Annotated in this window: 12 protein-coding genes; 9 read left to right on the forward strand and 3 right to left on the reverse strand. The window is 45.6% G+C overall.

Going from position 1 to position 12,223, the window contains the following annotated elements; genetic code table 11:
* Positions 1-51 precede the first annotated feature (51 nt).
* The 5 genes from NL644_RS04810 to NL644_RS04830 all read left to right on the forward strand — a co-directional run bounded on the left by NL644_RS04810 (position 52) and on the right by NL644_RS04830 (position 4,324).
* On the forward strand, positions 52-786 hold the full coding sequence (locus NL644_RS04810) for an amino acid ABC transporter ATP-binding protein (protein WP_020835258.1): 735 nt from the start codon (positions 52-54) through the stop codon (positions 784-786).
* Positions 786-1,583, forward strand: a complete 798-nt coding sequence (locus tag NL644_RS04815; RefSeq protein WP_203347447.1) for an amino acid ABC transporter permease — start codon at positions 786-788, stop codon at positions 1,581-1,583. The genes NL644_RS04810 and NL644_RS04815 overlap by 1 nt, the downstream gene beginning before the upstream one ends.
* 9 nt (positions 1,584-1,592) lie before the next feature.
* The gene (locus NL644_RS04820) at positions 1,593-2,411 is read left to right on the forward strand and encodes a transporter substrate-binding domain-containing protein (protein ID WP_253658081.1); all 819 of its coding nucleotides are present in this window, start codon (positions 1,593-1,595) and stop codon (positions 2,409-2,411) included.
* 81 nt (positions 2,412-2,492) lie between these two features.
* Positions 2,493-3,413 carry an amino acid ABC transporter permease gene (locus NL644_RS04825; protein WP_253658082.1) on the forward strand — a complete coding sequence of 307 codons (921 nt, stop codon included), beginning with the start codon at positions 2,493-2,495 and terminating at the stop codon, positions 3,411-3,413.
* Between the two features lie 92 nt (positions 3,414-3,505).
* Positions 3,506-4,324 carry an EAL domain-containing protein gene (locus NL644_RS04830; RefSeq protein ID WP_046876068.1) on the forward strand — a complete coding sequence of 273 codons (819 nt, stop codon included), beginning with the start codon at positions 3,506-3,508 and terminating at the stop codon, positions 4,322-4,324.
* Positions 4,325-4,427: 103 nt separating this feature from the next.
* On the opposite strand, the gene NL644_RS04835 is transcribed toward NL644_RS04830, so the two are convergent.
* A complete protein-coding gene (locus NL644_RS04835) occupies positions 4,428-4,961 on the reverse strand; it encodes an RNA-binding S4 domain-containing protein (RefSeq protein ID WP_005397993.1) in 534 nt (177 codons plus the stop codon).
* A gap of 226 nt (positions 4,962-5,187) precedes the next feature.
* Between NL644_RS04835 and NL644_RS04840 the strand changes: the two genes are divergently transcribed.
* Entirely contained in the window at positions 5,188-6,141 is a 954-nt protein-coding gene (locus NL644_RS04840) for an endonuclease/exonuclease/phosphatase family protein (RefSeq protein ID WP_253658083.1), read from the forward strand.
* 9 nt (positions 6,142-6,150) lie between these two features.
* On the opposite strand, the gene cra is transcribed toward NL644_RS04840, so the two are convergent.
* On the reverse strand, positions 6,151-7,131 hold the full coding sequence (gene cra / locus NL644_RS04845; RefSeq protein WP_104973654.1) for a catabolite repressor/activator: 981 nt from the start codon (positions 7,129-7,131) through the stop codon (positions 6,151-6,153).
* Positions 7,132-7,513: 382 nt separating this feature from the next.
* Here cra and fruB point away from each other — a divergent pair, with 382 nt between their 5' ends.
* The 3 genes from fruB to fruA are packed head-to-tail and all read left to right on the forward strand — an operon-like array spanning position 7,514 to position 11,386.
* A complete protein-coding gene (gene fruB / locus NL644_RS04850; RefSeq protein ID WP_005397987.1) occupies positions 7,514-8,647 on the forward strand; it encodes a fused PTS fructose transporter subunit IIA/HPr protein in 1,134 nt (377 codons plus the stop codon).
* A gap of 9 nt (positions 8,648-8,656) precedes the next feature.
* Positions 8,657-9,628 (forward strand): 1-phosphofructokinase, encoded by a 972-nt coding sequence (gene pfkB, locus NL644_RS04855; protein WP_104972548.1) that lies wholly within the window; start codon positions 8,657-8,659, stop codon positions 9,626-9,628.
* Between the two features lie 18 nt (positions 9,629-9,646).
* Positions 9,647-11,386, forward strand: a complete 1,740-nt coding sequence (gene fruA, locus NL644_RS04860; protein ID WP_161445015.1) for a PTS fructose transporter subunit IIBC — start codon at positions 9,647-9,649, stop codon at positions 11,384-11,386.
* Between the two features lie 82 nt (positions 11,387-11,468).
* On the opposite strand, the gene NL644_RS04865 is transcribed toward fruA, so the two are convergent.
* Positions 11,469-12,182, reverse strand: coding sequence for a hypothetical protein (locus tag NL644_RS04865; protein ID WP_253658084.1), 714 nt, complete (start codon positions 12,180-12,182; stop codon positions 11,469-11,471).
* Positions 12,183-12,223: the final 41 nt, after the last annotated feature.

The raw sequence follows: 12,223 nt of genomic DNA on the forward strand, positions 1-12,223 counted from the left end.
GCGTACAACTTGCTATTGTAGAAGGATATTTTTCCTTTATAGCGTGCCCCTTTGAAAGAGAACACTCCTGTTGTTGAATTTAGCAACGTAAACAAGTGGTATGGCGATTACCACGCTCTAAAAGATATCAACTTCTCCGTGCATTCTGGCGAGATCGTCGTGGTGTGTGGCCCTTCTGGTTCAGGAAAATCAACGCTCATTCGTTGCATCAACCATCTTGAATCGATTCAAGAAGGCCAACTTCATGTATTCGACCAGCCTTCTCACGCAAAATCTCTCAAGCCCGGTAAAATCGGAATGGTGTTCCAGCACTTCCACCTTTTTCCTCATTTGACTGTACTGGAAAACCTCACCTTAGCGCCTATTCGCACACTCAAATTGTCAAAACAAGAAGCTGAAAAACGCGCACGACATTACCTAAAGCGAGTCAACATTGAAGAGCAAGCGAGTAAATACCCTATCCAGCTTTCTGGCGGTCAGCAGCAACGCGTCGCGATTGCCCGCTCCTTATGTATGGAACCGGACTTGCTCCTGTTTGACGAACCAACTTCGGCACTTGATCCGGAAATGATCAATGAAGTGTTGGATGTCATGGTTGAGCTAGCACAAAGCGGAATGACGATGATTTGCGTCACGCACGAAATGGGATTTGCCAAAAAAGTAGCGAACCGCGTGGTATTTATGGATGAAGGCCAAATCGTGGAAATGAACTCACCGATCGCCTTATTTGAGACACCACAGCATCCACGAACCCAAGCATTTTTGAACCAAATTTTAAGTTACTGATGATAGTTCGCGTAATCAAACCTGTGCTTCAAGCTTTACTACAAATGACGCTCCTCTTCATCGCGATTGTGTGGGTGTTAGACTCTGGTGCCAACGCTATGGGGTATCAATGGCAATGGGAGCGCGTACCTGATTACATCGCTTTTTATGAAGATGGCGAATGGTGGCCGGCAGAACTTATTGATGGGCTGTTGGTCACGCTTAACATCTCGGCCATTAGTCTATTCTTCACCTTAGTGTTGGGGTTGGTCACCGCGTTACTAAGGCTTAGCGATTCGAAAGTCGGCAATGTTATTGGCACCACTTATGTCGAGGTAATACGTAACACGCCGTTGTTGGTGCAAATCTATTTGCTCTACTTCGTGTTTGGCCCCGTGATTGGTTTGGACCGATTCAGCACCGCCGTTTTGGCTTTGTCCCTTTTCCAAGGTGCTTACACTGCAGAAATATTCCGCGCAGGTTTAAACAGTATTCCTAAAGGGCAATTCGAAGCAGCACAAACACTCGGGTTATCACCGTTTTACACTTACAAAGACGTGATTTTGCCTCAGGTTTTACAGCGCACATTACCGCCATTGACCAATGAAGTGGTTTCTTTGATCAAAAACTCTTCCATTGTAAGCGTGATGGCGATTTTTGATTTAACAACACAGGCACGCAACATCGTCTCTGAGACGGCGATGCCGTTTGAAATTTGGTTTACCGTGGCAGCAATTTATCTTGCTCTCACTCTATCACTTTCTGGCTTGTCTGCATGGCTAGAACACAAACTCGGAGCCAGTTGGCGCAAATTATAGGGAGATAACATGAAGTTATTCAAAGCGACCATTATTGCATTATTAGGGCTAGCCATCGCTATGCCTACAATCGCGAAAGAAGATGTTGCCACACCCAATGTAGATCAAATCAAAGAACGAGGCACTTTGCGCGTTGGTATGTCAACATTTGTCCCTTGGGCAATGCGCAACAAGCAAGGTGAGTTAATCGGTTTTGAAATCGATGTTGCCAAACGCTTAGCAGAAGATTCAGGTTTGAAAGTGGAATTTGTACCGACCGCGTGGGATGGCATTATTCCCGCACTACTGGCGAAAAAGTTCGACGTGATCATCGGTGGCATGTCGGTCACGCCCGAGCGTTCCAAAAGCGTGCTGTTTACTGAACCCTATTCACACTCCGGTGTTCAAGTAGCAGCAAATAAAGAGCTGGCTTCTGGTTTTAGCGAATTCTCCGATTTTGACTCACGACGCGTAAAAATTGCGGCTCGGCGCGGCGCATTCACCGTTCAAGTCGCCAGAGAAACCTTCCCGAAAGCGAAGATTCTGCAATTTGATGACGATGTGCAAGCGTTCCAAGAGGTGCTGAATGGTAACGCCCATGCGGTTATTGCTTCTAGCCCAAAACCAGAACATGAGACAGTGAAACACAGCGACAAGCTATTCCTTCCATTCTCTGAGCGACTATCAAAAGGTAACGAAGCCTTTGCTGTTCGCTTGGGGGAAGAAGATAAAAAAGCCTTTTTCAATAAATGGATTGAAGCAAGAACCCAAGATGGATGGTTAAAACAGCGTTATGAATACTGGTTCTCGACATTAGATTGGCAAGATCAAGTCGCGCAAGGCCAGTAATCTAAATGGCTCGTGGTCTTCGCGAACCTATACTTTCCAATCATCCATTTTACTTTTTCATCATCTATCGGAGTCAAATTTTTGGGCGAACAAACCACCACTCGCACAGTATCCACTAATTCCAACACAGGTTCCTTTCTATCGCGGTTAAACACGCTAGATTGGTTACTGCTTATTATCTGGGGTATTGGTGGCGTTTGGCTGTACCATCGGTCCGCTGTTGGTGTGCATTATTTGTGGCAGTGGAAAGAGGCGCTTGAATTACTTTTCACGCCTAGAGCAGATGGTGGTTTGCCCTACTTCTTCCAAGGTTTGATTTCGACGTTAAGGCTCAGTATTTGGGGCATCAGCTTCGCGTTAGTGCTTGGCACTTTGTTAGGCTTAGCACGCATCTCTCGCTCCGTTTGGTTGCGCACACCTGCAAACACATTTATCCAGTTGGTAAGAAACATCCCACCGTTGGTTTTTGTTTTTATTTTCTACTTTTTCATTTCTAACCAGTTGATCCCGTTACTCGGTTTGGAAGATCTTCTACGAAACTATAACGGCGAACCAAATGCGCTACAGAGCTTTCTTTTTGGGCCTTATAACCTGTGGGAAAATCTTGCCTCTGGCGTGTTATGCGTCGGCCTACTCTCTTCTGCCTACGTTGCAGAAGTGGTGCGTGCAGGTTTACAAAGTATCGACCAAGGACAGTGGGAAGCGGCAGATTCATTGGGCTTGTCTCGGTGGGTGAAATACCGATTCGTTATCGCGCCGCAAGTGCTCAAAGTCATCACCCCAGCACTTGCAGGTCAAACCATCTCTCTAGTGAAAGACACCTCTATCGTTTCACTGATCTCGATACAAGAAATGACGTTTGTTGGTACCGAAATGGCAAATTCATCAGGGTATATCTTTGAAATTTGGCTCATTGTCGGCCTTGCTTACTTTTTGATTTGTTTCGGGTTGTCACTTACTTTTCGCTACATTGAAGCAAAATCGGAATCCATTTCAAATTAACTCAACCGTATATGTAATTAGACACATTTGAATCTTCAAATCAGAATTGCATCCTGTTACATTGAAAAGATGCTAAATTTTCGGCGTTTTTCATGGAGTTAAAGAATCAATCGGACTACGAGCGATACATTAAGCAAGATAATCTTGGTGAATATTACGTAGTTCTCAATCAATTCACTTTTCACAGTGTTTATCAGCCGATTTTTGATAAGCACCAGCGTATTATTGGAATGGAAGCTCTACTGCGAATTCGTGGCATTGATGGTTCGTTAATTCGTCCTGATGTATTTCTGGCCAACAATGGCCTCGATCCCTACTTTCGATTGTGTGTTGAGTTTTTATCCAGAGCAATGCACATTCGAAATTTTGCACGCTGTTTCGCAGGAACGCCTATCAAACTGTTTCTCAATGTCATGCCTCAAACCCTACTCACCCTAACCAAAGACATGGGCTTTAAAGACAACGGCCTGCTTTACAAGCGCCTTTCCGAACTTGGTATGAGCCCATCAGACGTGGTGTTTGAAGTAGTCGAAGAGTCATGCGGTGATACTGATTTACTGATCAAAGCCGTGCAGTTAATGAGAGCGAATGGCTTTATCTTTGCTATCGATGATTTTGGCGCTCAACATTCTGATATCGCACGTGTTCAGCAGCTCTGCCCTGACATCATAAAAATCGATCGCTCCTATCTACTTGATTACTGCGCCGGAGAAACCTTTTCCATACATAGCGCCGTTGAGCTCGCGGCTCATATGGGAGCAAAAGTGATCATAGAAGGGGTAGAAGAAGACGTGCAGCTGCAAGCGATGTATCAACTTGATTTGGATTATTACCAAGGCTTTTACTTAGGTAAGCCTTGCGCCATTCATCACTGGACCGATAGCCTAAACATTGAGACGACAGTGCATTGACACTACCCCCTTACGATACAGTAAAACCAAAAAAGCGCCGATATATACTCGGCGCTTTTGGGTTTTGCTTGGCGATGACATGCCTAGCTAGGTATTAATTTGCTTAGAAAAAGTCAATAGAGTTACGTCCGCTCTTCGGATCACGAGTCGCTTGCGGCTTTTCAGCTTTCTTACCTTTCTTCGCCGATTGCGACAGCGAGTTTTGTTGTGCTTTGCGCTCTTTATGCGCTGCTTTTCGGCCTGTTGACTTAGGTCCAGAGCCTTTAGCTGGCTTGCTTTGGCGAGATTTCTCTTTACGTGCAGATTGCGCTTCTTTCTTCGCTTTCTTTTCCGCTTTTTGCTCTGCCGTTTCAGGTTCAGTTACTGGCGCATCGCAAACCACAACATAATATTCCTGGTTAAACTCAAAAAAGTCACCATCATACATCTTGCGGCGCTTACGTGTTTCTAGCTCACCATTCACCGCGACGTAACCTTCTTCGATGATATGCTTTGCTTCGCCGCCACCGCTGACCAAGTTCGCGATTTTAAAAAGCTTGTACAGTTCGATCGGATGCGCATCAACGTCGATGCCAATCGCTTCGATCTCAATCTCTTCGCCTTCTAAATACTCTTCGTGGTCGTAATCTTGGGTCATGTTACTTACTCTTACTATTTGATGCCCTGAAGTTTAAACGCAATGCTTAAAAATAGAAACCTCTGCCGATGCTCAATCACCGATTAGCCTTGGCATTTGAGTACCTCTTAACCCATTTAACTTGCTGCTCGTTAGCTTGTATGTCGAGGCTTGGTTCAAACGAAGCTGCAATTACGCAGTCTGAAGGTATATACTCTTCAAGTTATTGTTGAAAAGAGCGAATACTTTGTCTCAACCAAGCAGAATTACCTTTGTCACGGCTAACTTGTTTAATTTTGTCGCACCTCCTGATGCCTACTATGATTTCGAAAACATCTACTCGTTAGAGCAATGGCAAGACAAACTTGCTTGGACGCAACGCCAAATTGAAAAACTCGAAGCTGACGTGATTGGCTTACAAGAGGTGTTCAGTATTGAGCAAACTCGCGCATTCTTTTCAACCTTCGGCTACCCCTACTTTGTGACCGTTGACACCCCACATGTTGAGGATGAGTACATTTACTCAAGCCCTGTTGTGGCAATCGCATCTCGGTTTCCAATAGAAAAAGTACAAGCGGTAGAGTTTGACTTAGCAACGCTTGAGCCTTTTGGAGTGAATATTGCTCCAGAGTTCAGTCGCAAACCTATCTATGCGCAAGTGATACATCCTGTACTCGGCCATATCGCCGTTTACGTAACGCACTTAAAATCTCAACGCCCAGCCGACTCAGAACAACCAGAAACGTCTAGCACGATTATTGGGCGCTGGTTATCCACCCAGCAAAGAGGTTGGGAAGCTGCGATGTTAAGAGACGCGATGCAAAAAAGGTATAGAAAGGAGCCAATGCCAACGGTGTTAATGGGTGATATGAATCAACCTATCACTCCAACCAGTGTTAATAGCGCATTGGTATCTAATACTAGTGACAGCGTCACTGAATTGCAACTCAAAGATGGATGGTCATTACAAAGTGACGCTCTGAAGGATGAACGCCCCGCTACGCATTATCATTTTTCCACTGGGAATGTGCTCGACTATATCTTGCTCTCTCAAGAGTTTGACACCTTATCAGATATATCGGTTGCCGAGGTTGTTGACTATCAGGTGTCTAACCAACATCTGATCAACCCGATTTATGACAGCGATAAAAACGCCAGCGACCACGCATTTGTGGCGCTGACGGCTGAAGTAAAGCTTTGAGCAACCTATTTAGTGACGTTTAACGATTTTACGTGGAATCAACTCAACGCCCGGTTTATAACGTTTGGCGGAAGCGTTGAGCGCTAACTCCATTGCGCTGTCCGCGATCAACTCAAATTGTTGAGGTAAAGAGTTGATTTTCACTGGCAAGAAGTCCAGCAGTCGATTATCACCAAACGTCGCTAGGCGAACTTTGCTCATGAGTTCTGGCTTTTCGAGCATCACATCCAACACACCTTCTAACAGTGTGTATGACGTTGTGACAATGGCATCTGGCAGCTCGTTCTCTGCTAGCCATCTCTCTAAGACTTTCTTGCCTTCTTCTCGGGAGAAGTGTTGTCCATAACCCACTGTTGCCGTTTTGCCACCTTGTTGAGAAGCGGATATAAAACCGAGCTCACGCTCTTTTGAAACTTGAAGGTCTTGCAACGCTCCAATCAAGCCTATGGACTTTATATCCTCGGACAGCACTGACTGAGTGAGTTCAAGTGCGGCGTCAAAATCTTCGCTGATGACACAACAAAAGTGCTCATCATCCATTGGGCGGTCTAGCGCGATAACTGGCGTACCAGAATTTTGCAACTTAAGATAATACTCGTTTGCAGTGGGCATACCACTTGCCACAAATAACGCATCAATGCGACGACTGACTAACGCTTCCGCCACCTTTTGCTCTGTATCAGGATCATCATCAGAGCAGCCAATTAAAATTTGGTACCCCGCTTTACGCGAGTTTTGTTCAATCAGTTTTGCAAGACGCGCATAACTGGTGTTCTCTAAGTCTGGGATGATAAGCCCAAATGAGCGTGAATTACCTGCTCGCAAAGAAGACGCCGCATGATCTGGCTTATAATTGTATTCCTCTACAACGGCCATCACTTTCTTCTGAGTCTTCTCGCTGATGCGGTATTTCTGCGCTTTTCCGTTAATCACATAGCTTGCAGTTGTCTTAGAAACACCCGCTAATTTGGCTATTTCATCCAGTGTCATATTCTAAACCTTATTCTGTGCGCGCGATCATATTAATACATCAACGATCTTTCGATAAGTTGAATTATAAGCTGAACCGATTCAGTATAAAAGCTGAAAGGATTCAGCAAAACTTAAAAATTGACGTAAATCACCTGAATACACAACAAACCAATTTGTAGGCTAGGCTATAGGACAGCGGCAAAGACTCGTTTGTTAACGTCAGTTTTTAAAATAGTTTTTCTGAGTCTTTTAAAAAATTCACCAATAAGCTGAATCGATTTAGCTTGAAAAATAGAATGGTTTGAGGAGTGATAAGCGCTCAGCAGAAGCAGCGTTCAACTTCTCACACAGAATACATTTTTAAATTTTTAAATTGATACCTTAAGGCTGGAGAAGCACCATGCTTAAGCTAAATAAGAACGACATTACCCTCTCGCAATCAGCGACAGATAAGTTTGCAGCAATCAAGAATATTGCGCAAAGCCTGACAGACAAAGGCCTTGTTGAACAAGGTTATGTGGAAGGCATGCTAAACCGTGAAAACCAAAACTCTACGTTTTTGGGGAACGGTATTGCCATCCCGCACGGCACGACTGACACTCGCTCAATGGTGAAAACAACGGGTGTTGCTGTGCACCACTTTCCACAAGGTGTCGACTGGGGTGATGGTAACACGGTATTCGTCGCTATCGGCATTGCAGCTAAATCTGATGAGCACCTTGGCATTCTTAAACAGCTAACGAAAGTGCTAGGCGCTGACGGCGTAGAAGAACGCCTACGTAATGCAAAAAATGAAGACGAGATTATTGCCCTGCTCCACGGTGATGTTCAGCTTGAAGCAGACTTTGACGCTTCTTTAATTCAACTTATGTTCCCTGCGAGCGATATGCTACAAATGAGTGCTGTTGCTGGTGGTCTTTTGAAAAACACGGGCTGTGCTGATAACGAGTTCGTCGCAGATCTCGTTACCAAAACACCAACTCACTTAGGTAATGGCCTTTGGTTAATTGGCAGTGACAAACATGTCACTCGCACAGGCGTGTCATTTGTCTCGACGGCAAACGACTGCGAATATGAAGGTCAAAAAGTGCGTGCACTTGTCGCGTTTGCGGCATGTAACAATGCTCACCAGCCTATCCTAAAAACGCTTTCTAATATCGTGTTTAACAATGAGCACGGCAAGCTTTTAGATGCATCAGTAGAACAGATTCTTGCTTTGTTTAAAGGTGAAGAAGTCACAGCCGCATCCTCAGAAGAAGGCAATACCGCTGTATTTAAAATCAAAAACTCTCATGGTTTACATGCTCGTCCGGGTGCAATGTTAGTGGCGGAAGCGAAAAAATTTGAATCCACTATTCGCGTTGCCAACCTAGACGGTGATGGCAAAACAGTAAACGCGAAGAGCCTAATGAAAGTCATTGCGCTTGGCGTTAAGCACGGTCACCAACTTCAATTTACTGCGGAAGGCCCTGATGCACCGCAAGCCTTGGAGTCTATCGGGAATGCTATCGCTTCTGGCCTTGGTGAAGGTTAAGGAGCCGATATGACGAACAAAACAAGTAAAGTTGTCACTATTACGCTCAACCCGGCATTAGATTTAACAGGTTCAGTAAATGAGCTAAACGTTGGTTCCGTGAGCCTAGTGCAGCAAAGCAATCTCCATGCTGCAGGTAAAGGTGTCAACGTAGCAAAAGTGTTGAGCGATTTAGGCGCAGATGTCACGGTTACCGGCTTTCTTGGTAAAGATAACCCTGAGCTATTCCATCAGCTTTTCAATGACATCGGCGTTAAGAATGAGTTTGTAGAAGTACAAGGTGCCACTCGTATCAACGTCAAGCTCGTTGAGGCTAGTGGCAACGTTAGTGACATTAACTTCCCTGGTGTTCAAGTAACGGCTGACGAAATTGCTCGCTTTGAGGAGACGCTATTCCGTCTCGCAGAGACTCACGATTACTTTGTGCTTGCGGGTAGCTTACCTGGAGGCGTAACCGCCGAACAATGTGCTGCGTGGATAAAAGCACTGCATCAACAAGGCAAAAAGGTGTTGTTCGACAGCAGTAAAGCCGCATTGAAATCAGGTATTGAGGCTCACCCATGGTTGATTAAGCCTAACGATGAAGAACTTGGTGATTTTGTTGGCGAACACCTAGAAACACCAGAACAATGCCAAGCCGCCGCGCAAACACTGAGTGACAAAGGCATCGAGAACATTGTTGTGTCGATGGGCGCTGACGGTGTGATGTGGCTAAACCAAGGCAAATGGCTTCGTGCACAACCCCCTCGAATGAATGTGGTAAGCACCGTTGGCGCAGGCGATACGCTAGTTGCTGGCTTGTGTTGGGGCCACATGCAACTGATGCCGAAAAACGATTTATTGCGCTTCGCTACAGCACTTTCTGCCTTGGCAGTTAGTCAAGTCGGCGTAGGGCTAACCAGTCAGGAAGAACTGGAGAACATCAAGCAGCAAACTGAAGTTAGCGAGCTTTACCCTATTACAAACTTAGAACAAAACTAAGGAACAGAAGGTTATCGTATGAATATTGCCATTATTACTGCCTGTCCGAGCGGTGTTGCAAATAGCATCCTTGCGGCAGGGTTACTAGAACAAGCAGCCGCAAAATTAACCTGGAATGCAAAAATCGAATGTCAATCAAGTGTGGTTGAACCTACACTGCTGACGGAAGCTGACGTTGAACAAGCAGAAGTCATTATCATTGCGGCAAATACTAGCGTGGATACTTCTCGTTTCGTAGGGAAAAAGGTTTACCAAGCGGAAATCAGCGAAGTAGCAAAAGACGCAACTACGTTTCTCCAGCAAGCGGTTGAAAACGCCACTTTACTTGAAAAAGCAACCACACTTGCAGCCCCTAGCACTGCTGAAGCAACATCAGCAGCGAAGAAAATTGTCGCAATCACCGCTTGTCCTACTGGCGTTGCGCATACCTTTATGGCAGCAGAAGCGCTAGAAGAAGAAGGCAAATGCCGTGGCCATCAAATCAAGGTGGAAACTCGTGGTTCAGTTGGTGCGAAAAACCAACTGACAGATCAAGACATCGCAGACGCTGATCTAGTGATCATTGCTGCAGATATCGAAGTGCCACTTGATCGCTTCAACGGCAAAAAGATGTACCGCACGAAAACAGGCCCAGCTCTGAAGAAAACAGCCGAAGAGATGGACAAAGCATTCGAGCAAGCCACGATTTACCAACATTCAGGTTCTGCAAATTCTGCTTCGGCAGCAGACGAGAAGAAAGGCGCTTACAAACACTTGATGACAGGGGTATCGCACATGCTGCCTGTGGTTGTCGCTGGTGGTTTGATCATCGCCCTATCGTTCGTGTTTGGTATTGAAGCATTTAAAGAAGAAGGCACGCTAGCAGCAGCGTTGATGAACATTGGTGGTGGCTCTGCATTCGCATTGATGATTCCTGTTCTTGCGGGTTACATCGCGTTCTCGATTGCTGACCGTCCGGGTCTGGCTCCTGGTCTTGTTGGCGGTATGCTAGCAAGTTCAACGGGTGCTGGTTTCCTAGGAGGTATCGCAGCTGGCTTCATTGCCGGTTACGCGGCGAAGCTCCTTGCGGACAAAGTAAAACTCCCACAATCGATGGAAGCGCTTAAACCAATTCTGATCATTCCATTTGTGGCAACACTGTTCACAGGCCTTGTGATGATCTACATCGTAGGTGGCCCAGTTTCAGGCATCATGAACGGCCTGACTGACTTCCTAAACAACATGGGATCTGACAGTGCAGTTCTGCTAGGTATTATCCTTGGTGCGATGATGTGTTTCGACCTAGGTGGCCCAGTAAACAAAGCCGCTTACGCATTTGGCGTCGGTCTATTGGCTTCGCAAACTTACGCGCCAATGGCAGCAATCATGGCTGCTGGTATGGTTCCTGCGCTAGGTATGGGTTTAGCGACCTTCATTGCGAAGAACAAATTTGAACAAAATGAACGTGAGGCTGGTAAAGCATCATTTGTATTGGGCCTGTGTTTCATCTCTGAAGGTGCTATTCCATTTGCCGCGAAAGATCCAATGCGTGTGATTCCATCTTGTATGGCAGGTGGCGCGCTTACTGGTGCCCTATCAATGCTGTTCGGTGCAAAATTAATGGCACCACACGGCGGTCTGTTCGTACTGTTAATCCCTAACGCCATTTCACCAGTGTTAATGTACTTAGTGGCTATCGCAGCTGGTACAGCAGTAACTGGCTTTACTTACGCTTTCTTAAAAAGCAAAGCAGAAGCCAAACAAGAAGTCGCGGCATAAACAGAATTACACCGCTTAACAATGCCACCCTCGAATTTGGCATTCAGCACCTCCCTTTAATTCCGGTTAAGGGAGGTGTTTTTTATTCCGCAGCCGGAACGGCAACAATGTCTACTTCCCCACTGTTCATATCCACGGTAGCTTTATAAGTACTATGCGGATCACCGTAATGTTTAAAGGTGAAGTGGTATACATTGGCCGGCGTCCACAAAGTTTTCGAATCAGCGGGCATAATGTCATAGCCATCTTGCTGATAAAGCTCTGTCGCCATTACATTCGCAATTGCCGCCTGCTGGTTTGAGTCACGATCCACCTTTGGCTCCAAAGAAGGGTTACTCGGGTAAGATTCACCGTTGTAACTCATGAGTCGATATGAGCCATTACTCCAAACGATGAAATCTTGCCAGCCATTGCTGTAACTATCTGCAAGTACAATAGGCGTGCGAGTGACAGATATTCGATTGATAACGTTCCCCTCGTTATCAAACATATAAGCTGCACAACCACCGCTGCCACAGAAATAACGGTCTTGTAGCAATACAATGTGTTCTGCATTGCCATCGCTGTTTAAGTCGGCGCTACCCGATATATAACGTAGATTGTCTTGTTCGAGTGAAAGCCCTTCAGGCGCTAAAACCTTGTTATCAATCCAGTTGGAGATGACTTCAGTGCTAACGCTGTTGATTTTAGGAACGGCTTGCTTAGCCTCTTCTGTAGTCATACTGTCTGTCGTAGTACAGCCGACCAAGGTGAAAGAACCGACGAAGAAGAGTCCGTGTAATACGCGCTTGTTCATGTTATCTCGCTCTTTGATCTATCGTTCCATCAGTATACGCA

This window comes from Vibrio sp. Y10_XG_PY6 (assembly GCF_024181795.1).
In the GTDB taxonomy this organism is placed as follows: Bacteria; Pseudomonadota; Gammaproteobacteria; order Enterobacterales; family Vibrionaceae; genus Vibrio; species Vibrio diabolicus.